We start from the raw sequence: 20,515 nt of genomic DNA, 5'->3' as shown, positions 1-20,515 counted from the left end.
ATTTAATCAATGGAATCCCAGAGGGAGTTCAGAGATATAGTTGAGAGACTCTTTCCAGACAGGGAGTTCTTTGTAAGATACAAGCAGAAGTTTCAGGAGGTGTTCTCCAATAATATCGGTAGAGACGAGCCGAAGCTGTTGAGCGCCCAGGGAATGAACACGCTTATAGACAAGTTGTACCTACTGATGTTCTCCTTTAACAGAAATCCCTTAAGGGAGATTGGAGAGCTATCCTATCAGCTCGCAAGTTACGATATAGACCTAAGAACCGCATTATCAAAAACTCTCCTGGAAATGCTAAAGGATTACACGGACCACGTGATAAACACACACGCAAGTCATAAAAGTGTCAAGGTCTTCCTATCCCTGATAGAACTGTACATGTCTGAAGTTGAAGGGGCTTACACGAAGTATGCGAACGAGCTGGGCAAAATTACGGAGAGGAGGGAAAAGCCAAAGGTTGAGGGTGAGCGGGGGCTGATAATTGAGTTCTTTGAAAACCAGTTTAACAGGAAGAACAGGAGCATAGAGTTAATAACCTTCTACAAGGAAGTCCCCGTTGTCTGTCGTTCCAGGATACTGGACATGGAGGAGGGATTGCTAACAGTGAAGCTTTGTGACTTAAAGGTGTTCAATATAGATGAAGAGGTATACATAAAACACCCTAACCTGCCCAAGACGGTTGCCGCAGTGATAAGGGATATAGATAACAGGAACGAGGTCATGGAGGTTGAGCTAATCGGTTTTGTTGACCTTCCCCAGGAGAGGAGAGGATACGTAAGGGTAACTCCAAGGGAGCCCATGAAGGTCAGGCTCAGGAAAGGGAGCTGGGAAACTCTGGGAATAGTGGGGGACATATCCGTGGGTGGTGTCGGTGTTTACCTCAAGGATAAAGGGGAACTGGTTAGCGGTGATACCATAGACCTTTACCTAAAGTTGCCAAAGGGAGACATTGAAACCAGGGCAACAGTTAGGCATATAGAGGAACGGGAAGGTGTCTTCAGGGTTGGTATAAGCTATGAGCTTGACCTAAAGAAGGAGGATATAATCAGCGATTACATTATGGAGAGGCAATTTGAAATTTTAAAGGAGTTGAAGGGCTCCTGAGGAGGGAAAGATGGAGATAGCTACCATAGTCGTACTTGTGGTTCTTGCTCTTGCAGGTTTTTATGTAATCAGCACCTATAACCGTTTCCAGACTCTAAAGAACGGGGCCGAAGCCACCCTTGGACAGGTTCAGGTAGCTCTAAAGAAACGTCTTGACATGATTTCCCAACTTGTTGACTCTGTGAAGAGCTATGCTAAGTTTGAAAGAGAAACCCTTGAAAAGGTCACAGAGCTCAGGTCTTCCGTACTCAAACCCCCAACACCCTCCGAACTGGGCAGTATAGAGAGGGAATCAAGAAGCCTCCTTGGAAACCTCCTTCTTACGGTTGAGGCTTACCCTGAGCTGAAAACCTCTGAGGTCGTAAAGGAGTTGACCTCCTCTATAAAGTCTATAGAGGACGAGCTTGCAAGACACAGATATACATACAACAACATAGTTCAGGAGTTCAATACCAAAACGGATACCTTTCCCTCCAACCTGATAGCGAGAAACTTTGGTTTTAAGAAGATGGAATACCTTGAGTTTGAAGAGGAAGTGAAGGAGAAGCCTGACGTGAGCTGGAGCCTTTAATGGGCGAGGATAAGAAGCTCTTCAGACTGATTGTTCTCTCTCTCCTGCTTGCCATCCTGCTGGTTGTTCTGTCAGAGTTTGACCTAAGAACTGTATTTGGGGGACTTACTGCAACTTACAGGGCAGAGCTTGAGATTTCCCAACGATTGAGCCTTAGAGAAACGTACGTGTTCAAGGTTAAAGATGAAAGCAGGTTTAGGATGCTCTACCGCGTATGGAGAGCCCCACTTCTGGTTGATGGGGAACTGGAACACCCTTTTATAAAAATCAGGAGCTTTAAAGGTAACGGAGTGCCCTACGTGAAGGATTACAAGGGGGAGGTTTATCTAAGTGAGGAAAACCCGGAGGTTTATGAAATAGTCCTGTCAAAGGCTCTGAAAAATGAAGCGGGAATAGTCAACCTAAATACCTTCAAACCTGGCTCCTACACGGCGGTTTTTGAGTATGAGCTCTTTCCGCCAGTTGAGTTTGATAGTTTCAAAAGGCACCTGAACCTGAAACTCGCAGACAGACACATATACTACGAAAGGGTTGAGATAAGGGTAGAGGATAGGTTAAACGCCGTTGAGAGGTTATACCCTCACCTGCCGGAGTTTTCGGTCAAAAAGCTTGATGGGCTTTGGCTGATAGAGGGAAAAGCTCCCACAGATGGACTCGTTGAGGTAGAGATGCTCCTAAAGCCTATTGATATAGAAGGGTTTCCAAGATATGTAACCGGTGTGGAAGCGAGAACGGAAGGAGCGAATAGGCTTTACGGGTTTCTCCATGGCGTGAGGGGTACCCTTAAAACCTTTCTGGTTATCTACGTGCTCAGCGTCCCTTTCTCCTTACTGGTGCTCTACTGGAAGTTCGGCTCAGAGAAAAACTTTACGGTTCCAGAGTTCCTAAGCTACGTGCCTAACCCAGAAAGGAAACCCTGGCTGGTTAACATGTTATTCCACGGTAATTCTACACATGCGGACGAGAACGCTTTCTATGCCACACTCCTTGACCTTGAAAAGAGGGGTTTCCTTCAGATAAGGTTTGAAGGTGATGACATAAGGATAAAAAACTTGGGCAAGGTATCCAGCGACCTTTACGAAATGAAACTTCTTTCTTTTATAGAAAGATACTCTGTGTACGGCAACGGTGAGTTTTCCTCAAAGGAAATGAAGAAGCTTATAAGTGCTTACCAGAACCAGAAGAACAAATACGGATTGCAGAGGCTGATGGGCGACTTCAAGGAGGTGTTTGAGTTCAGCAGTCCGAAATTTGTTAAAACCTTCCTCAGCACTAGAGGACACAGCATAGTTAAAAGGCTCGGGATAGCTACAGCCTTTCTCCTCGCTCTTCTTGTGGCTGTGCTTTTAACCCTATTCAGGAAGGAAAGCGTTTACGTATATGACCTTGTTATCCTTGCTATCGGGGGGATTTTGGTGTCTAACCTTCCGTGGGTCTTAATGCCACCTCAGGTCTTCGGCAGATGGAAAGAAAACTACTATAAAGAGAAGCTTGAGTGGGAAGCCTTCAGGAACTTCCTTTCAGATATGGCAATGCTTCAGAAGTACGCCCCTGAGGACGTTAACCTTTGGAAGGAATGGTTGATATACGCAGTGGCTTTAGGTGTAGCCGATAAGGTTGAGGAAGCTATGGACAAGCTGAAGGTCAAGATACCGGAGTTGTGGGAGAGAAGGTACATGAGATTGATGTTGGGGAACGTATACCAAGACCTTGGAAGTGCTTACAAGGCTGTTGTCGTGTCTTCCTCCTCCAGCGGTATAGGTTCTGGAGGGGGATTCGGTGGTGGAGGGGGTTTTGGTGGTGGTGGAGCAGGAGGGAGGTGAACTTCCCTGATATAATATCTCCCTTATAGCCATGATAAGGATTGTAGAACCCACATTTTCAGAAGAGGAAAAAAGGGCAGTTTTAGAGATAATTGAAAGCCACCAGATAACCAGAGGCAGGTGGACCCAAACTTTTCAGGAAGAGTTTGCCAGATTTCTGGGAGTAGAGCACTGCTTTACAGTATGCTCGGGAACCGTAGCCCTCTTTATAGCCCTTAAGGCTCTTGGTGTTGATAAGGGTGACAGGGTTATAGTTCCGGCTATGAGCTTTATGGCAACCATAGACTCCGTTTACTTAGCGTGTGGTGAGCCTGTTGTTGTTGATGTGGACGAATACTTTACAATGGACCTGAATCAGCTTGAAGACGCAGTGAAGAGATACAGCCCAAAAGTTGTTATGCCTGTGCACCTCTACGGGGGCATGGCTGATATGGAAAACATAATGTTCTTGGCGGACAGGTACGGTTTTTATGTGGTTGAGGACTCTGCCCAGGCTCACGGTGCACAGCTGAAAGATAAGAAAGCAGGAGCCTGGGGACACATAGGAGCTTTCAGCTTTTATGCATCCAAGAACGTCCCCATGGGAGAAGGTGGAGCGCTCACTACCGATGACCCGGAGATAGCCAGGAAGATAAAGCAGTGGATAGATTTCGGAGAGCATCCTGCCTTCAATGTGAGGATAACAGAGTTCCAGGCTGCCATAGGAACCTTGCAGCTGAGAAAGTTAAAGGAGAGGAATGAAAGACGTAGGGCTATAGCCAAGAAATATACGGAGCTTCTCTCTGAGCACTTCAAAACCCCAAAGGAGCGACCCCACTCCTATCATGTATATCATCTCTATACCTTGATGCATCCTGAAAGGGAGAGAGTGGTTGAGGAGTTAGGTAATAGGGAGATAGACGCAAGGGTATATTACACCTACCTACTCCATGAACTCAGAAACGCCGAGCACTTACCGACGCCCAACGCGGAAAGATTCCGAAGGGAGGTGTTTTCCATACCTGTTCACCCATACCTTAAAGACCAGGAGGTTGAACTCATCATAGGTACTCTCTTAAACTCGGTTTCTTCTGGTAAGATAGTCTGACGGATGTTTAAGAAGGTATTAATCGCTAACAGGGGAGAGATAGCTGTTAGGGCTATAAGGGCTTGTAAAGAACTCGGGATAAAAACCGTCGCTGTGTATTCAGAGGCAGATGAAAATTCTCTACATGTAAGGCTTGCGGATGAAGCTATCCGCATAGGACCTCCGGAACCTGCCAAGAGCTACCTTGACGTTCCCACGATAATGTCAGCTGTTGAAGTATCAAAGGCTGATGCGGTCTATCCTGGGTACGGGTTCCTCGCAGAGAACCCAAAGTTTGCCGAGATAGTCTCAAAGAGCGGTGTAAAGTTTATAGGACCTTCTCCTGTAACCCTTGACCTTATAGGAGACAAGATAAAGACTAAGGAGATAGCGGGGAAAGTAGGGATACCTCTTGTACCGGGGAGCTCTGGAGCTACAGACCTGGAGAAAGCTTTAGAGATAGCCAGCGAGATAGGGTATCCGGTTGTATTGAAGGCATCTGCCGGAGGAGGCGGGAGAGGAATAAGGATTGTCATGAACGAGAAGGAGTTAAGGGAGAAGTTTCCCGTTGCCGTTCAAGAGGCTGAAGTCTCCTTTGGCGACGGGAGGGTTTACGTTGAGAAGTTCATAATAAACCCAAAACATATTGAATTCCAGGTTCTCGCCGATTCCCACGGAAACGTTGTAGTCCTCGGAGAGAGGGAGTGTTCAATCCAGAGAAGGCATCAGAAGCTCATAGAGGAAGCACCGAGCGTGTCCGTTGATGAAAGTAAGAAAAAGGAGATAGAGGAAGCGGTAATTGAGTTCTGCAGGGAGATAGGGTACGAGGGCGCAGGAACGGTAGAGTTCCTCATGGACGAGGATGGAAACTTCTACTTTATGGAAATGAACGGCAGGATACAGGTGGAGCATCCAGTTACGGAAGTTGTGACGGGCGTAGACATAGTAAAGTGGCAATTTAGAGTTGCAAGTGGACAGAAGTTAAAACTCCCAGAGGTAAAAAGGAACGGCTTCGCCATTGAGTTCAGGATAAATGCGGAGGACCCAGATAGCTTTCTTCCATCGCCAGGAAAGATAGAAGAGTTAATCTTGCCGGGTGGTGTAGGTGTGAGGGTTGATACCCACATATACACAGGTTATAAAATTCCTCCCTATTACGACTCTCTTCTCGCAAAGGTTATAGTTTGGGGGAACACCAGGGAAGAGGCTATAAAACGTGGGCTCAGGGCACTGGGTGAGTTCATAATATCCGGTGAAGGCTTAAAGACAAACATAGAGTTTCACAAGCGCGTTCTGAAAACTAAGGAATTCAAGGAAGGCAGACACCACATAGGCTTTGTGGAAGAGATGATGGTTTAAAAAAGCTTCTCCAGCTTCTGTCCGATATTTCCCCTGTTCAAATCCAGGTAGTTCAACACGTACTTCCCGAGTATATCTACCTCAACGTTCACAATGTCTCCGGGTTTTCGGGTTTTAAGGTTTGTGTTCTCATAGGTGTGGGGTATGACGTTTATTGATATAGAGCTATCCCCGACGTAATTGACCGTTAGGCTAATCCCGTCTATCGCCACTGAGCCCTTTTCAACGAAGAACTTCCTCTGCTGAGGAGGAACTTCAACTAAGAGTTCCCTGTGCCTGCCTAAGTTTTTAAAGCTCAACACCCTTGCCGTAAAGTCCACATGCCCCAAGACGAAGTGTCCACCAAGTCTTGAGTCTGCCCGAAGCGCTCTCTCCAGATTAACCAGGTCACCCTTTTTCAAAAATTTCAGGTTTGTTCTATCAAGGGTTTCTGGAGAAAGCTCAAAGGTAAGGGTGCCCTTTCCAAGCTTGACAACCGTGAGGCAAGCTCCGTTCACAGCCACACTGTCTCCAAGCCTGACATCGGTAAAGGAACTCTTTACCTCAAGAGCTCCACCTCTTTGACCTTTACTTATGGAAAAGACCTCACCAAGCTCTTCAACCAGTCCTGTAAACATCAGAACACTACCTCACTGGCTTCAAATACAGGACCTTCATAACACACCCTCTGATATGCACCTTGTGGGTTTTTAACCACACACCCTAAGCACACTCCCCACCCACAAGCCATACGCTCCTCAAGGGACATGAAGACTCTATGTCCGGTCTCCTGAGAAAGTTTAGAAAGGGCTTTAAGCATGGGCTTCGGTCCGCAGGCTGAAACTACCCATTCCCTATCAAACTCTCGCAAGATATCAGTTACAAGCCCCTTCCTACCTGCGCTCCCGTCGTCTGTAAATATCACATACTCAAAGCTCTCATCCCTTAACCAGTCAAGCATACCGAGATGCTCCGCAGACCTCGCTCCGTAAACGAACACAACCTCCTTTCCCATAGCCCTGAGCTCTTTCCCGTAAAGTGATAGCCCTGCAAGCCCAACACCTCCTCCAATAAGCAGGTGCTTCTCCCCTTCATAACTGAAGAGCCTCTTCCCCAGAGGACCAAAAACCCTGACCTTATCACCCTTCTTCATAGTAGACAAGAGGTATGTTCCCCTCCCAACCACATCGTAAAATATCAGAATCTCATCTCCTCGTACGTCGCCAATGGCAAAAGCTCTGCGCCCCATCGGGTCGTAGGTTGGGGAGACCTCAATCATAACGAAATGACCACCTTTAACCCTGCCGGCAAGTTGGGGAGCTTTCAGCCTCATAAGCCATAGCTTTCCTGATATAAAGGAGTTTTCATTGATAGTCAGAATACTATCTTGCATCCCGTTAAATTATATTAAAGGAGGGGTAGTTTTGAGGGTATTAGCCTTTGATATTGAAACGGTTCCAGACTTGAATGGGCTGAACTACAGAGATTACCAGTACCTCCGCTCAAGAGGGGCAAGGGAGAGAAGCGAAGAGGAAGTAACAAAGGAGTTCTCCCTGAACCCTTTCACTCTATTTATAGTGTCCGTTGCGGGAACTTACATACACGACGGGGATATCGGTGAGAGTTTTGTTTTTTACATGTCAGACCTTTCATCGGAGGAGAGAGAGGAAGAGGTATTTTATGCCGAGGGACGTTCCACAAGGGTAAGGTATTTACCCTTTAGGGCTGACTTCGTTGAGGGTAAGCTTTATGAGCTTGAGGAGGAGTTGATAGCAAGGTTCTGGGAGGAGGCAAGTACAGCGGATAGACTTGTGAGTTTCAACGGTTATAGCTTTGACGGCTACGTCTTGAAGTTAAGGTCTATGATACATGGGATTGACATACCTGAGAGATTCCTGAGGGACAGGGAGTTTCACTTTGACCTTCTACGTTTCCTCTCAAACGGGGAAAGGGAGAAGAGGTATAAGCTTGATTTCATTTGCAGGAAGTTTGGAATATATACTCCCAAAGATATACTTGACGGTAGCAAGGTCCCGGAGGAGTTTTACAAAGGTAACTACGATACCATAGCCCTTTATAACCTTAAGGACAGCATAGCTTTAGCCCAGCTTTACCAGAAGTTGAGGAAGTATATTGGTGAGGAAGTCCCAGAAGGTGAACTACCCACCGAGAAACAGCTCAATTACCTAATAGACCTCATAAGCGGCGCGACAGGGGTCAGCAGAGAGGTGGTAGAGGAGATTATAGAGGAGCTTGGCATAGGTGAATCAGCCACAAAGAGGAATGTTTCCCTGATAATTGATATATTTAAGAGGATACGGGAGCTCCCCCTTTAACTATCTGTACAGACCCCTTTCCTCTATGTATCTCCTGACCCTATCGGGAACCAGGCAGTATATGCTCTTCCCTTCCCTCACCCTGCTTCTTATCTCCGTAGCGGACACGTCTATCCTCCTCACGCTAAGCATGAGGAAGTCTTCCCCTTCAGAAAGCCACGGGAAGTTCTCTCCTATGTAATCCCTAACCTCTCCGATCTTACCTTCTCTGTCCACAACTATAATCTTTGATAACTCCAGAACCCTTTCAGGTTCCTTCCAGAGATGGAACTTCAGGACGCTATCGGCACCCAGGATTAGGAAAGGCTTTTCACCTACCTTTGGGTACAGGTATTCAAGGGTTTCAACTGTGTAGGATATGCCACCCTTCTTAAGCTCGTAGTCCTCTATATCAAAACCCTCCTCCCCTTCAATAGCTAACTTGAGCATGTTAAGTCTGTCTTCAGGGCTTGCCCTGTGTTCCTCCTTCAGGGGTGCACGGTAAGCCGGGAGGAAAACGACCTTATCAGCCTGTAGCTTCTCCCTTACATCCCTTGCCACTATAAGGTGCCCTATATGGACAGGGTCAAAGCTTCCTCCAAAAAGGATAAACATGCTTGAATATTATATGGATAATGTCTCTGAGAAATAGGTTAATACTTACGACCGTATCGGTATCCCTTTCCCTCTTCCTCGTGACCATACTGATTTTCACTCTAATCGTGAAACATCACATGGATAAAAACGTTGAGCAGATATACGGTGAGGTCTTGAAGACTTACACCTTTGCCCAAAAGGCTGTTGCAAAGAGTGCGGGAGATGTAAGTTTTGAACTCCCTGAGTGCAGTGTGAGGAGGGCAAGCACTTACATTACCTTCTTTGGGAACAGGCTTCTGGTGGGAAGGGTTGAAAACTGCAAATTTTACGGTACCGACTTTTTAAAAGTCCTTGATTTTACCGTAAGCGTAAAGGAGCTCAACTGGTTGATAATCTACGATAGATACGTCCTTGAGAGGCTTGGAGAGAAAGAACCCGAGTTTTTTGACAGGTTCATAGCAGGAAAGACCGTTCTTGACGATTCTGTAATTGAGGGAAAGTACAGCCCTGATGTATTACAGAGCCTACAAATCTCAACAGGTTATAGGTTAATCAACGGCTTTAAAACTCTGGTTATAGACGTGCCGATAGTTGTTGACAACTCCATACCCGTAGGGAGGGTAGTGTTTGTAAAGGACTTTTCCGAGACCCTCAGGGAGCTAATATTCACCCCGCTTGTATTCCTGTTCTACACCTTCATACTTGTAGTGGCTCTCTCCACGGTACTGTTCCTTATGTTCAACAGGCTTGTAAGTGACATAACCATGCTCAAGAATATGGCTTATAGGTTCAAGGAACTTGACTTTTCGGACATACCTAAACTGAACGAGCATCTCAGGAAGGAGAAGACGAGGGACGAGCTCTTTACCCTTAAGCGCTCAGTTTTGACTATGGCTCAGGAGCTTGAAGTCCACATAAACCAGCTCAAAAGTGAAAAGGAGAAGTTTGAAGAGCTCGCTTACAGAGACCCGTTAACCGGGTTAAATAACAGGAGATTCTTTGAGGAAGAGGCAAAAGCTTTGATTGACCTCAGCAAGAGGTATAAAGAGCCTCTGTCCCTAATACTGATGGATATAGACAACTTCAAGAGGATAAACGACGAGTACGGGCATGACGTTGGAGACCTTGTCTTGAAACAACTTGCAGAAGTTATAAGGAAAAACCTGAGGAGCTCAGACATATCCGCAAGGTTCGGCGGAGAGGAGTTCATAGTTTTACTCCCCAAGACGGACGACAGGGGAGCTTTTATGGTTGCTGAGAGAATAAGAAAGGATTTTAGAAACTCAAGCGTGAAGGTAAACGGAAAGGAGATATGGACAACGGTAAGTCTGGGGATATCTATCCTTGAAGAGGGAGACGACCTGGAAACTCTAATAAAGAAGGCGGACTCAGCACTCTACGAGGCAAAGAGGGAAGGTAAAGACAGGGTAGTTGTCTTTAAATATAAAGAGGAAGGTCAAGGGCAGGGTTAGCCAGAGCCCTTATCAGCATATTCTCAACAGCGGTTTTTGTAAAACCCCTTAGCTCTCTGTGAAGCTTCAAAAAGCAGTGGAATATAACTCCAGAAGCTTCAAGACCGAAACCCTTATCGGAGAGGACCTTCTCCTCCCAGGTCTTGATTTTCCCGTTAAACGCCTTAAGGAGCTTGTTGTGGGGGTTTAGGGTGGGTTTTCTCGGAATCCCAACAAACTGATAGCCTCTAACCTTACCTTCCAGGAGAAAAACCTTTACAAGGTAATTCCCGCTCTCTACAAAGAACTCCTCTTCCGCATCTTCAAAGAGTCCCCCTGAACCAGCAGTCACTGAGCGCGTCTTAACGGCGTTGTAGTCCACAAGACCAGGATTCTTCACCCTTTTCCCCGCAAGGTTGAAGCCTGCCACGTAGCCTGCCTGTTGGGCAGGAGGGAAGAGAGCTATCCACCTGTGATTACCCCAGACGTCCACACCTGAAGCTATATCCCCCGCGGCGAACACGTCAGGGTCTGAAGATTGCTGATACTCGTTCGTTAAAATACCTCCTATGGGACGGTTGAGCTTTTTATCTATATGTATGGCTATGTCTGTCCCCTCCACCAGGTAGGTTCTCGGTCTAACCCCTGTTGACACTATAACCATGTCGGTTTCAATGAAAAGGCTGCTGTCTGAGCCACGAGGTTTTATCTCCACCGCTTCAACCCATCCGCTTCCGTGAAATGCGACAACCTGGTGCTCAAGGTAAACCTTTATACCGGTTTCCTTCTGGAGGGTATCCCCGTAAATCTTCCCCATCTCCCTATCAAGCATACGTGGAAGAACCCTATCAAAAATCTCAACCACAGAAACATCAACACCCATATGCCTCAATGTCTCAGCATCTTCTATGCCTATGGGACCGGCACCCACTATAACCGCCCTCTTAACCCTGCCTGAGACTACCCACTCCCTTATCTGATAAGCATCCTTGAGGGTTTTCGCGGTTGTGATACCTTCCAGTTCAATGCCCTGTATGGGAGGAACAAAGGCGTAAGCTCCAGCCGCGAGGAGACACCTGTCGTATCTAATTTCATCTCCATCTTTGGTAACAACCACCTTCCTCCTGTTGTCTAGCCTTACAACCTCCTTCTTGGGTCTGAAGTCCACCCTGTACCTTTCATAAAACTTCTCCCCTCCCTTATAAAAGAGAGCCTCCGGGAGTATATCGTCCCTTATAACATTCTCCATGCAGTTGGGAGCGTACGTAGGATACTCTTCATCGGAAAGGACTATAAGCTCACTATCCTTATCTACTTTTCTGAAAGCCTCAATTGCGCTGGCAGCAGCCGGTCCGTTTCCAACCACTACGACTCTCATCTCTTATCAAGCCTCAGGATGTACTCAAGGCACGTTCTGACTCCAAAACCTGTTCCTCCCTCTACGTAGTATCCGTAGCTCTCCCTGGACCAGGCAGGACCGGCTATATCAAGGTGAACCCATTCTATACCCTCGCCGACAAACTCCTCCAGAAACATAGCTGCAGTTATAGCACCACCGTACCTTCCCCCTGTATTCACCACGTCAGCGGGTCCCTTCTTTATCTTCTTCCTGAGCCTCTTGTCGTCCATAGGTAGTTCCCATACCCTCTCTCCGGTCTCCCTGGCAACCTCCTTTATCTCCTGTGCGAACCTCCCAGAGTTCGTAAATAGACCGGCTGTGTACTCGCCAAGGGCTACCATACAAGCTCCGGTCAGAGTAGCCATATCTATTATCTTTGAGGGTTTCAGTTCCGAGGCATAAGACAGGGCATCGGCAAGGGTCACCCTACCCTCCGCATCGGTGTTGTCTATCTCTATATACTTACCGTTCTTTGCCCTTATTATGTCATCTGGTCTGTAGGCTGTCCCAGAGGGCATATTCTCCGCAGCACCGATTATACCGTGTACCTCAACGCTTGGCTTAAGCTGAGCTATGGCTTTCATTATACCGAGCACTGCGCAGGCTCCCGATTTATCCATCTTCATGGTTCTCATATAGTCTCCAGTTTTTATATTCAGACCACCGCTATCAAAGGTCAGCCCTTTCCCCACTATAACTATCCTGTCCTTCGCCTTGCCCTTAGGTTCGTAGGTCAGGTGTATGAATCTTGGAGGTGTGGCGGAGCCTTTACCCACACTCCACAGGGCGAGCATACCCATTTTCTGTATGTCCTTTTCGTCATAAACCTTACATTTTAGGTTGTGCTCCCTGGCAAGTTTCTGTGCCTCCTCTGCAAGGGTGATGGGATTTATCACGTTCCCGGGCTCGTTCACAAGGTTTCTGGCGTAGTTTTGAGCCTCGGCAAGCAGCAAGCCCTTCTTTACAGCCTCCTCATCTCCCTCGTAAATCCGTATCTCCTTTACTTCAAACTCGTTTTCTTCCTTTTTTGATTTGTACTTATCAAAGCTGTAATCACCAAGGATAATCCCCTCAGCCACCGCCTGGGAAAGTTTGCCACCAGCCCTACCGGGCAGTAGGAATACCGACTCTTCCATCTTATCTTTCTTGAGCCTCTTTACGGCAACCGCACTTGCCCTCCTGAAGGTATCTGTATCAGCTTCGGACTTCTTCCCCAGACCTATCACATACACTACCTCTATCCTCTGACCCGGTAAAAGGACCTTCTCAATCTCCCCTTCCTTTCCTTTGTAATCTTCTATGGAAAGGGCTTTCTTGACTTTCGTTGATACACCCCTGCCAAGCTTGGATAGCGTGCGTAACTCGTCCTCATAAACGAAAGCTACCGCAGATTTTATCTTTAAGTCTCTGAGCTCTCCTTTATAAACGCTGACTTTCATATTCAGACCTCCGGAATTACATTTAATGATATAGTTTATCCTGTTGGAGGGGAAAATGGACAAGGAAGAAAAAGGTTTTCGTAAAGAGGAGGAGTACGAAAAGCCGAGAGTTATTGAAGAAGGTATATGGGTGGCGGGAGAAGCCATAAAGAAGGCTCCCAGGCTCAGAGGTATCCCAACGGGAATAGAGGGGCTTGATGAGCTCTTCTTTCACACGGAACTTGAAAAGGGCAAGGTGGTAAAGAAGCCCCTCGGAGGGATACCTGAGTACGCCGTAGTAAACTTGACAGGGGTATCAGACACAGGAAAGTCTCTTATGGCTGAACAATACACAGTGAAACAAGCAGAGAGGGGAGACGTCGTTGCCTTCATAACCGTTGAGAGTCCCGCTCCCTTTGTAACCATGGGACTTAAAGAGAGAGCTACCGCCATGGGCATTGATTTTGATAGCATCCAGGACAGGATAATTCTGATAGACGCTGCCAGCCACACGAGCTTGAGAGACAACATACCCAACCTGCTTGCAACCCTTGCCTTTGCGATAAAGAACTACAAAGTCAGACACACGGTTATAGATTCGGTCACGGGCTTATACGAAGCCAAGGAGATGCTTGCAAGAACTGTGGTTAGGCAGCTATTCAACTTCATGAAGAAGTGGTATCAAACGGCTTTATTTGTCTCCCAAAAGAGGAGCGGACATGAAGAGCTTTCTGCAGAGGCTGCCGGAGGATACGCTGTTAGCCACATAGTTGACTGCACTATGGTCCTCGCTAAGGAGCTGATAATGACAAGGGCACAAGAATCCCTCTACAAGAGACCGATAGGCGATATAGTAAGGCTTTTCAGGATAGACGGGTGCAGACTCTGCGGACACGATACAAAAACCCATTTCTTAGAGATAACCGAGACTGGTCTCGTTAGGATTGGAGAGCCCATAAAGGTTGGTTAGAGTCACTTCATCCTTTTTATAAGCTCTTCCATTACTTCCTTCACATCTATATCGTTGAGGGTAAGAGCCAAGGAGAGCATGTAAAGCATATCCGCCGTCTCATAAAGTATCTCCCCTTTCTCACGGTTTTTCAGGGCTATCAGAGTTTCCACAGCCTCTTCACCAAATTTTTGAATGACTTTGTCCAGTCCTTCGCTGGCTAGCTTAACCGTGTATGAACCTTCGGGCTTCTCCTCAAGGCGCCTCTGGATAATCTCCTGCAACCTTGGAAGCGCCTCAAAGGGGAGGGGTTTTTCTATCCTTTCACCTTGAATGTTCCTAAAAAAGCAGTTCCTTTCACCGGTGTGGCACGCCCTGTTCTTTTCCTGCTCTACTATGTATATAAGAGCATCCTCATCACAATCAACCCTTATTTCCAATACCCTTTGGAGCTCCCCGGAACTCTCACCCTTCTTCCACAACTCCTTTCTGCTCCTTGAATAGTAATGGGCGTAGCCTGTTTCAAGGGTTTTCCTGACCGCCTCCTCGTTTGCCCAGGCAAGCATACGTACCTCTCCGGTTCTGTAGTCCTGGGCTATCACGGGTATAAGACCTTCCTCGTTAAAGTTGAGCTTAAGCATACCTCAATTAATTCTAAAACCTTTAACAGTATCAACAAGGAACTTAACCTTATCAAACTCCATATCGGGAGCGAGCCCATGTCCAAGGTTAAATATGTATCCAGTCTTACGGGGGATTCCGTTCAGAAGTTCAAGAGTCTTAAATTTTATGGTCTCTTCCTTTGCGTAAAGGACGCTCGGCTCAAGGTTGCCCTGCAAAACTTTATCATTCCTGACCGCTTCTAAGGACAGGTCAACACTCCAGTCAACGGAGAGAACATCAGCTTGGGTCTGCTTCGCAAGGTCTATAAAAGAGGATGAGCCCTTAAAAAAGTAAATAAGTGGTGTATCCGTCTTAGACTTTATCCTGTTTATCAGCTCCCGCACGTAGGGAAATACATACTCCTCATAATCGTTCCTGCTCAAGTAATTCGTCCAGCTATCAAATAGTTGAACAACGTCCGCTCCGGCTTCTATCTGCTTTAGTATATACCTGTACAGGGTCTCGCTGAGAATCTCCATAAGCTTCTTGAAGTCATACTCCCTCTCCCACATAAAGAGTTTGGTTTTTCTGAAATCTCTGCTTGAGCTTCCCTCTATCACATAACTTGCAAGGGTAAAGGGTGCTCCTGCAAAGCCTATAACGGGAACCTCATCCTGAGCCTCTTTGACATTCCTGATAATCTCATAAACGAAGGCGTTATCCTCTGGGTTGTACCTTTTAAGCTCTGAGACCTTCCCGCTCCACTCTAACCTTGGACCCTCCCCCTCAACAAAATCAACCTTCACACCTATTGACTCTAAGGGCACGAGTATATCCGAGAAGATTATTATCGCATCAACTCCGAGGAGTTCCAGAGGTAAAAGGGAAACCTTTACTGCAAGCTCAACATTCTTGCAGAAGCTTAGGAAGTTCTCCTCGCGGGCTCTGAGGTCTCTGTACTCTCTCATGTACCTGCCCGCCTGACGCATCAGCCAAACAGGAAAACGCTCTATAGGCTCCTTCCTTATAGCCCTCAAAAGGAGGTCGTTCTTCATGAAAGAAGATTATAACCGCTGGAAGTATGAGCTAAATCCTTTTCGGGCAGTGGTGTTTAACCTTACAATAAAGACGTGTTAAACAAGTTAAGAAGACTCTTTGGAAAGAGAGAAGAGGAGAAGAAAGAGGTTTCCCAAAAGGAAGATAAAGAAGTACAGGAGACGGTTCAGGAGGTTGCTCAGGAAGAGGAGAAGGTGGCAAGACCCCTTCTCCCCCATGAACTTGAAACCTTCAAAAAGGGAATGGGAATAACACCCCACAATTACTGGACGTGGGCAAGCAGAACCAACAACTTTAAGCTGCTTACCGATGGAGAATACGTGTGGGTTGAAGGGTATGAGGAACACATAGGTAAACAGCTTCCCTTAACGCAGCAGAAGGCATGGAGCTGGGAGTTTATACGCAAAAGACTTCAGGATTTTGGGGGAGAAGGTTAAAATACTCTCCATGACGGAAGTATTCAAAGTTAGGACAACCAAACATACCAGCATAGTTAACATAACCCAGCAGGTCAAAGATGCGGTGAAGCGTTCAGGGGTAAGGGAAGGTATATGTATAGTTTACGTTCCCCACACAACAGCCTGCGTCCTCATAAACGAAGGGGCAGACCCTGACGTGGTCAAAGACATGGTCTACATGTTAGAAAGGATAGTCCCATGGAACGACCCCAACTATGAACACGGTGAGGGAAACTCGGCTGCTCACATAAGGAGTGCGATAATAGGCAATTCAAGGGTGATACCAATAATTGATGGAGGCTTGACGCTGGGTACATGGGAGGCTATATTCCTTGCAGAATTTGACGGTCCCCGTGAGAGAAAGGTTGTTCTCAAAATAATCAAGGAGGAGTAATGGAAACCTTACTTGCCTTTTTAGTCTTAGTTGGATTCCTTATATGGTTTCATGAGCTTGGCCACTTTCTGATGGCTAAGCTGTTCGGTGTTAAAGTTGAAGTCTTCTCCGTTGGTTTCGGACCACCTATACTTGCCAAAAGGTTTGGAGAAACCCTTTATCAGATAGCGGTTATACCTCTTGGTGGTTATGTAAAGCTCTACGGTGAAGAGGAAAAGGTTGAAGATAAAAGGGCATTCTCCGCAAAACCCAACTGGCAGAAGATACTCATAGCCTTTGGAGGTCCCTTCTTCAACATAATACTTACTATAGCCCTGTTCACGGTTGTATTCTGGGTTGGGGTTGACGTACCTAAGTACATGAAAGAGCCGGCACTGGTAGGTTACGTTGAGGAGAACTCATGGGCGCAAAGTTCGGGTATAAAACAGGGAGACAAGATAATCCAGATAGGAAGTGTAAAGATTGAAAAGTGGGAGGACATAAGGAGAGCCATAGTAGAGAACGCCCTTGGGAAGAAAGAAGAGCTAATAATTGTAGTTGAGAGAGACGGTAAAACTCTTACCCTAACGGCAAAGGCGCCAGAGATTGAAACTGGACAGGAGAGTCTTGGTATAAACCCACACATTCCACCGGTGATAGGCAGGGTGTTTGATGAACTACCGGGGATAGGACCTTCTCCTGCCAAGCAGATAGGACTAAAGGAGGGGGACAGAATCTTAAAGGTTAACGGTATACCTGTAAATAGCTGGTATCAGGCTGTTAAGCTCATAAGAGAAAGCAACGGAAACTCAATAAAACTCACGGTGGAAAGGGACGGAAAGATACTAACTAAAGAGGTTATACCTGCTATGCATCCCCAGACAAAGCAACCCGTTTTGGGGATAGCTCCCCATATGGAGAGTTTAAAGGAAGCTCACCCTTTAGGTGAATCCCTCAGTCTGGCTATTACAAGAACCAAAGAGCTTGTAGTGTTAACCTTCAAAGTTCTTGGAGGTCTCGTTACCGGAGCTATATCTGTAAAGACCCTTGGGGGTCCCATAGCTATAGCCCAGTTTGCAGGGCAGGCTGCCGAAAGCGGAATAATCCCCTACCTATCGTCAATGGCTTTCATATCCCTACAGTTGGGGATATTCAACCTCCTACCCCTTCCGGTCTTAGACGGAGGGTTGATACTCCTGTTCCTCATAGAAACGTTGAGGAGAAAGCCCCTGCCAGAAAAGTTCAAGGAGTATTGGCAGAAGGTAGGATTTGCTTTGATAATATCTCTTATGGCATTCGTTGTTATAAACGATATACTACGTTTGATTATGAGATGAAGGAGGTGTGAAGAGATGGGACTGAAGGATATCCCTGCAGGCAAAAACCCTCCCGAGGACATATACGTGGTCGTTGAGATACCCCAGGGAAGCGGTATAAAGTACGAGGTGGATAAGGAGACGGGTGCAGTCTTCGTTGACAGGTTTCTCTTCACCGCCATGTACTATCCCTTTAACTACGGTTTCATTCCCCAGACCCTTGCAGACGATGGGGACCCGGTTGATGTCTTGGTAATATCAAGGGAGCCTGTTGTCCCTGGCTCAGTTATAAGGTGCAGACCTGTAGGTATGCTTGAGATGCGGGACGAGGAAGGTGTGGACACCAAGCTTATAGCCGTACCCCACTCAAAGCTTGACCCGACGTACGAAAACGTGAAGACCGTTGATGACCTTCCTCAGGTTCTCCGAGACAAGATAAAACACTTCTTTGAACACTATAAGGAGCTTGAACCCGGCAAGTGGGTTAAGGTGGAAAGTTTCAAGGGAATCCAGAGCGCCATAGAAGAGATCAAGAAAGGTATAGATAACTATAAGGCGAAGAAATGAACCCAGAAGATGTACTGAGCAGGGCAAAGAGGGTAATAAAAGAGGAGATAGAGGGTTTAGAGAGATTAAAAACAGGTCTGGACGAAAACTTTGTTAGGGCTGTTGAACTTATACTGAACTGTAAAGGCAAGGTTATCGTTACAGGTATAGGCAAGTCAGGGCATGTGGCACGGAAGATAGCTTCAACCCTTGCAAGTACTGGGACGCCAGCCCACTTCCTCCACCCTTCCGAAGCTCTTCACGGAGACCTCGGTGTTATAGACAAAGGAGATGTTGTTATCGCCATATCCAACAGTGGGGAATCCGCAGAGGTCGTCCAGCTTTTACCTTACATAAAGATGCTTGGCAACCCCCTTATAGCTATAACAAACCGCAGAGATTCAACCTTAGCCAAGTACAGTGATGTTCACCTGTACCTTAACGTGGATAAGGAAGCCTGTCCACTCCAGCTTGCACCCACCACATCATCCACAGCTACCCTGGTCCTCGGAGATGCCCTTGCGATGACCCTACTTGAACTCAAGGGGTTTACTGAAAGGGATTTTGCCCTCAGACATCCCGGCGGGACATTAGGAAGGAAACTGAGACTTGTAAGAGACCTTTACCACACAGGGGAGGAACTCCCCGTTGTCAGGGAGGATACCCCTATGAAGGAGGTTGTCCTTGAGATAACTTCAAAGGGTTTTGGAGCAACAGCGGTAGTTGACAGTTCGGGAAGGCTTACAGGGATAATAACCGATGGTGACCTAAGAAGGTTCGTAAAGCGAGGGGGAGACTTAAACTCAAGCCTTGCAAGAGATGTCATGACTCCGAATCCAAAAACTACAAGGGCGGAGGAGATGGCTCTGGAAGCGTTGAGAAGAATGGAAGAACACAAGATAACAGTACTCATAGTTGTCAACGGCGAGGGAAAGCCGGAGGGGATAATCCATCTCCATGACATACTCAGAGCCGAGATAAACCTTTAGCCCATAATCAGAAGGCTGTTATGATATAATTTTCCAGCCGAAAAGAAAGGAGCTGAAGGAATGGAAGGGGTAAGCCTGAATCACGTGATACTTGGTCTCGTTGCAATGGGAATATCCCTAACCCTCATACTTCTGGGTGGTAAGCCCTCCATAAAGCCGACAAAGTATCAGGCTCTCCTTGAGGGCTATCTAAGATTCGTAAGGGGGATGCTGAAAGACAACATAGGGGATGAAGGGCTAAGGTACACACCGCTCATAGCCGCTATGGGATTATTTATCTTCTTCTCAAACCTTTTGGGAATGGTGCCCGGACTTGATGCGCCAACGGGAAATATGAATACGAACCTGGCTATGGCTCTGACAGTGTTTCTATTTTATAACTTTGAAGGTATAAGGGTTAACGGTCTGGCTTACTTCAAACACTTTCTTGGACCCATAAAGTTTTTAGCACCTTTTTTCGTTGTAGTGGAGATAATATCCCACATAGCAAGACCTATAACCCTGTCCTTGAGGTTGTTCGCAAACATGAAAGGTGGTGCTATACTCCTCTTAGCCCTGGTTGGTATAGCCATTAAGAATCCCCTTACGATGGCTGTATCTCCGGTAGCCTTGGTATTTATAGTAGCGATAAAGTTCTTGGCCATATTTATACAGACCTATGTCTTTATGATTCTTTCCGTAGTTTATTTGGCAGGAGCTGTAGCCCACGAGGAGCACTGATATGAGAATAGTATTAATTCTTACAGATGGGGCACCAGAGTGTAAAAAGGCTCTTGATATGCTTGCGAGGTATGAAGAGTTATTTTCTGCCGAAGTGAGCGTTTTTGTCGTCCTTGAAGACTTATATAGACTTGAGAAGGCAAGTGTCTCCCTTGGAGTACCTCTACCCCCAGACACGGTTAAGAACGCGAAGGAAAGAGTAAGGAATAAAGTAACCCACACCTGGAAACACGTAAAAGGTAGTGAGGAAGCAAAGATTATCATAGAGAGTGTTGCGGGTGACTTACAGGAGGAAGTGCCAAAGTTTGTGAAAGACAAGAAGCCCGATATGGTCCTATGGGGCTGTCAGCCAACTCCGTTAATGTGTAGAATTATTGATGAGTTAGATATTCCATCTGTGATAATAAAGTAAAAGGAGGT

General features: G+C 46.6%; 22 protein-coding genes. 15 read left to right on the top strand and 7 right to left on the bottom strand.

Going from position 1 to position 20,515, the window contains the following annotated elements:
- The first annotated feature begins 9 nt into the window (after window positions 1-9).
- The 5 genes from BCF55_RS01690 to accC are packed head-to-tail and all read left to right on the top strand — an operon-like array spanning window position 10 to window position 5,926.
- On the top strand, window positions 10-1,107 hold the full coding sequence (locus BCF55_RS01690; protein ID WP_121009176.1) for a PilZ domain-containing protein: 1,098 nt from the start codon (window positions 10-12) through the stop codon (window positions 1,105-1,107).
- Between the two features lie 10 nt (window positions 1,108-1,117).
- Window positions 1,118-1,678, top strand: coding sequence for a LemA family protein (locus BCF55_RS01685; protein WP_121009174.1), 561 nt, complete (start codon window positions 1,118-1,120; stop codon window positions 1,676-1,678).
- Window positions 1,678-3,501: a DUF2207 family protein gene (locus BCF55_RS09725; RefSeq protein WP_211322878.1), complete on the top strand. Its 1,824-nt coding sequence runs from the start codon at window positions 1,678-1,680 to the stop codon at window positions 3,499-3,501. The genes BCF55_RS01685 and BCF55_RS09725 overlap by 1 nt, the downstream gene beginning before the upstream one ends.
- Before the next feature lie 31 nt (window positions 3,502-3,532).
- Window positions 3,533-4,588, top strand: a complete 1,056-nt coding sequence (locus BCF55_RS01675) for a DegT/DnrJ/EryC1/StrS family aminotransferase (RefSeq protein ID WP_121009172.1) — start codon at window positions 3,533-3,535, stop codon at window positions 4,586-4,588.
- Window positions 4,589-4,591: 3 nt separating this feature from the next.
- A complete protein-coding gene (gene accC / locus BCF55_RS01670) occupies window positions 4,592-5,926 on the top strand; it encodes an acetyl-CoA carboxylase biotin carboxylase subunit (protein ID WP_121009170.1) in 1,335 nt (444 codons plus the stop codon).
- Here accC and BCF55_RS01665 read toward each other — a convergent pair.
- Complete coding sequence (locus BCF55_RS01665; RefSeq protein WP_121009168.1) at window positions 5,923-6,543, bottom strand: riboflavin synthase; 621 nt, start codon at window positions 6,541-6,543, stop codon at window positions 5,923-5,925. The genes accC and BCF55_RS01665 overlap by 4 nt on opposite strands.
- On the bottom strand, window positions 6,543-7,298 hold the full coding sequence (locus BCF55_RS01660) for a dihydroorotate dehydrogenase electron transfer subunit (protein ID WP_121009166.1): 756 nt from the start codon (window positions 7,296-7,298) through the stop codon (window positions 6,543-6,545). The genes BCF55_RS01665 and BCF55_RS01660 overlap by 1 nt, the downstream gene beginning before the upstream one ends.
- Before the next feature lie 31 nt (window positions 7,299-7,329).
- On the opposite strand from BCF55_RS01660, the gene BCF55_RS01655 reads away from it, so the two are divergent.
- Window positions 7,330-8,241, top strand: a complete 912-nt coding sequence (locus tag BCF55_RS01655) for a ribonuclease H-like domain-containing protein (protein WP_121009164.1) — start codon at window positions 7,330-7,332, stop codon at window positions 8,239-8,241.
- Here the strand turns inward: BCF55_RS01655 and nadD are convergent, their stop codons facing one another.
- Complete coding sequence (gene nadD, locus BCF55_RS01650) at window positions 8,242-8,835, bottom strand: nicotinate (nicotinamide) nucleotide adenylyltransferase (protein WP_121009162.1); 594 nt, start codon at window positions 8,833-8,835, stop codon at window positions 8,242-8,244.
- A gap of 2 nt (window positions 8,836-8,837) precedes the next feature.
- On the opposite strand from nadD, the gene BCF55_RS01645 reads away from it, so the two are divergent.
- Entirely contained in the window at window positions 8,838-10,289 is a 1,452-nt protein-coding gene (locus tag BCF55_RS01645) for a GGDEF domain-containing protein (protein WP_147424996.1), read from the top strand.
- Here the strand turns inward: BCF55_RS01645 and BCF55_RS01640 are convergent.
- Both BCF55_RS01640 and BCF55_RS01635 read right to left on the bottom strand, forming a co-directional pair.
- On the bottom strand, window positions 10,255-11,646 hold the full coding sequence (locus BCF55_RS01640; protein ID WP_121009158.1) for an NAD(P)/FAD-dependent oxidoreductase: 1,392 nt from the start codon (window positions 11,644-11,646) through the stop codon (window positions 10,255-10,257). The genes BCF55_RS01645 and BCF55_RS01640 overlap by 35 nt on opposite strands.
- The gene (locus BCF55_RS01635; RefSeq protein WP_121009156.1) at window positions 11,643-13,106 is read right to left on the bottom strand and encodes a leucyl aminopeptidase; all 1,464 of its coding nucleotides are present in this window, start codon (window positions 13,104-13,106) and stop codon (window positions 11,643-11,645) included. The genes BCF55_RS01640 and BCF55_RS01635 overlap by 4 nt, the downstream gene beginning before the upstream one ends.
- 55 nt (window positions 13,107-13,161) lie before the next feature.
- Between BCF55_RS01635 and BCF55_RS01630 the strand changes: the two genes are divergently transcribed.
- On the top strand, window positions 13,162-14,055 hold the full coding sequence (locus BCF55_RS01630; protein WP_121009154.1) for a KaiC domain-containing protein: 894 nt from the start codon (window positions 13,162-13,164) through the stop codon (window positions 14,053-14,055).
- 2 nt (window positions 14,056-14,057) lie between these two features.
- Here BCF55_RS01630 and hisIE read toward each other — a convergent pair whose 3' ends face one another.
- The gene (gene hisIE / locus BCF55_RS01625) at window positions 14,058-14,675 is read right to left on the bottom strand and encodes a bifunctional phosphoribosyl-AMP cyclohydrolase/phosphoribosyl-ATP diphosphatase HisIE (RefSeq protein ID WP_121009152.1); all 618 of its coding nucleotides are present in this window, start codon (window positions 14,673-14,675) and stop codon (window positions 14,058-14,060) included.
- 3 nt (window positions 14,676-14,678) lie between these two features.
- Window positions 14,679-15,692: a uroporphyrinogen decarboxylase gene (gene hemE / locus BCF55_RS01620; RefSeq protein ID WP_121009150.1), complete on the bottom strand. Its 1,014-nt coding sequence runs from the start codon at window positions 15,690-15,692 to the stop codon at window positions 14,679-14,681.
- A gap of 75 nt (window positions 15,693-15,767) precedes the next feature.
- On the opposite strand from hemE, the gene BCF55_RS01615 reads away from it, so the two are divergent.
- Genes BCF55_RS01615 through BCF55_RS01585 form a run of 7 tightly spaced genes read left to right on the top strand, consistent with a single transcriptional unit; the run spans window position 15,768 to window position 20,507 of the window.
- Complete coding sequence (locus BCF55_RS01615; RefSeq protein ID WP_121009148.1) at window positions 15,768-16,130, top strand: hypothetical protein; 363 nt, start codon at window positions 15,768-15,770, stop codon at window positions 16,128-16,130.
- Between the two features lie 10 nt (window positions 16,131-16,140).
- Window positions 16,141-16,545, top strand: a complete 405-nt coding sequence (locus BCF55_RS01610) for a secondary thiamine-phosphate synthase enzyme YjbQ (RefSeq protein ID WP_121013115.1) — start codon at window positions 16,141-16,143, stop codon at window positions 16,543-16,545.
- Window positions 16,545-17,861 carry an RIP metalloprotease RseP gene (gene rseP / locus BCF55_RS01605; protein ID WP_121009146.1) on the top strand — a complete coding sequence of 439 codons (1,317 nt, stop codon included), beginning with the start codon at window positions 16,545-16,547 and terminating at the stop codon, window positions 17,859-17,861. Before BCF55_RS01610 ends, rseP begins: the two co-directional genes overlap by 1 nt.
- A gap of 15 nt (window positions 17,862-17,876) precedes the next feature.
- The gene (ppa, locus tag BCF55_RS01600; protein ID WP_121009144.1) at window positions 17,877-18,407 is read left to right on the top strand and encodes an inorganic diphosphatase; all 531 of its coding nucleotides are present in this window, start codon (window positions 17,877-17,879) and stop codon (window positions 18,405-18,407) included.
- Window positions 18,404-19,375 carry a KpsF/GutQ family sugar-phosphate isomerase gene (locus BCF55_RS01595; protein WP_121009142.1) on the top strand — a complete coding sequence of 324 codons (972 nt, stop codon included), beginning with the start codon at window positions 18,404-18,406 and terminating at the stop codon, window positions 19,373-19,375. Before ppa ends, BCF55_RS01595 begins: the two co-directional genes overlap by 4 nt.
- A 60-nt stretch (window positions 19,376-19,435) precedes the next feature.
- Window positions 19,436-20,095, top strand: coding sequence for a F0F1 ATP synthase subunit A (gene atpB, locus BCF55_RS01590; protein ID WP_121009140.1), 660 nt, complete (start codon window positions 19,436-19,438; stop codon window positions 20,093-20,095).
- Between the two features lies 1 nt (window position 20,096).
- Window positions 20,097-20,507: a universal stress protein gene (locus tag BCF55_RS01585; protein ID WP_121009138.1), complete on the top strand. Its 411-nt coding sequence runs from the start codon at window positions 20,097-20,099 to the stop codon at window positions 20,505-20,507.
- The last annotated feature ends 8 nt before the right edge of the window (window positions 20,508-20,515 follow it).

Source organism: Hydrogenivirga caldilitoris, assembly GCF_003664005.1.
Taxonomy (GTDB): domain Bacteria; phylum Aquificota; class Aquificia; order Aquificales; family Aquificaceae; genus Hydrogenivirga; species Hydrogenivirga caldilitoris.
Note: the sequence above shows the minus strand (reverse complement) of the source record. Positions and strands in the feature narration are given on the sequence as shown.

Excerpts from the sequence above, each read along its gene's own strand:
- rseP (WP_121009146.1), top strand. The coding sequence starts at position 16,545 with ATGGAAACCTTACTTGCCTTTTTAGTCTTAGTTGGATTCCTTATATGG.
- BCF55_RS01675 (WP_121009172.1), top strand. The coding sequence starts at position 3,533 with ATGATAAGGATTGTAGAACCCACATTTTCAGAAGAGGAAAAAAGGGCA.
- hisIE (WP_121009152.1), bottom strand. The coding sequence starts at position 14,675 with ATGCTTAAGCTCAACTTTAACGAGGAAGGTCTTATACCCGTGATAGCC.
- hemE (WP_121009150.1), bottom strand. The coding sequence starts at position 15,692 with ATGAAGAACGACCTCCTTTTGAGGGCTATAAGGAAGGAGCCTATAGAG.
- BCF55_RS09725 (WP_211322878.1), top strand. The coding sequence starts at position 1,678 with ATGGGCGAGGATAAGAAGCTCTTCAGACTGATTGTTCTCTCTCTCCTG.
- BCF55_RS01690 (WP_121009176.1), top strand. The coding sequence starts at position 10 with ATGGAATCCCAGAGGGAGTTCAGAGATATAGTTGAGAGACTCTTTCCA.
- BCF55_RS01685 (WP_121009174.1), top strand. The coding sequence starts at position 1,118 with ATGGAGATAGCTACCATAGTCGTACTTGTGGTTCTTGCTCTTGCAGGT.
- BCF55_RS01630 (WP_121009154.1), top strand. The coding sequence starts at position 13,162 with ATGGACAAGGAAGAAAAAGGTTTTCGTAAAGAGGAGGAGTACGAAAAG.
- BCF55_RS01640 (WP_121009158.1), bottom strand. The coding sequence starts at position 11,646 with ATGAGAGTCGTAGTGGTTGGAAACGGACCGGCTGCTGCCAGCGCAATT.
- BCF55_RS01595 (WP_121009142.1), top strand. The coding sequence starts at position 18,404 with ATGAACCCAGAAGATGTACTGAGCAGGGCAAAGAGGGTAATAAAAGAG.
- BCF55_RS01635 (WP_121009156.1), bottom strand. The coding sequence starts at position 13,106 with ATGAAAGTCAGCGTTTATAAAGGAGAGCTCAGAGACTTAAAGATAAAA.
- BCF55_RS01610 (WP_121013115.1), top strand. The coding sequence starts at position 16,141 with ATGACGGAAGTATTCAAAGTTAGGACAACCAAACATACCAGCATAGTT.
- ppa (WP_121009144.1), top strand. The coding sequence starts at position 17,877 with ATGGGACTGAAGGATATCCCTGCAGGCAAAAACCCTCCCGAGGACATA.
- BCF55_RS01665 (WP_121009168.1), bottom strand. The coding sequence starts at position 6,543 with ATGTTTACAGGACTGGTTGAAGAGCTTGGTGAGGTCTTTTCCATAAGT.
- atpB (WP_121009140.1), top strand. The coding sequence starts at position 19,436 with ATGGAAGGGGTAAGCCTGAATCACGTGATACTTGGTCTCGTTGCAATG.
- accC (WP_121009170.1), top strand. The coding sequence starts at position 4,592 with ATGTTTAAGAAGGTATTAATCGCTAACAGGGGAGAGATAGCTGTTAGG.
- BCF55_RS01660 (WP_121009166.1), bottom strand. The coding sequence starts at position 7,298 with ATGCAAGATAGTATTCTGACTATCAATGAAAACTCCTTTATATCAGGA.
- nadD (WP_121009162.1), bottom strand. The coding sequence starts at position 8,835 with ATGTTTATCCTTTTTGGAGGAAGCTTTGACCCTGTCCATATAGGGCAC.
- BCF55_RS01585 (WP_121009138.1), top strand. The coding sequence starts at position 20,097 with ATGAGAATAGTATTAATTCTTACAGATGGGGCACCAGAGTGTAAAAAG.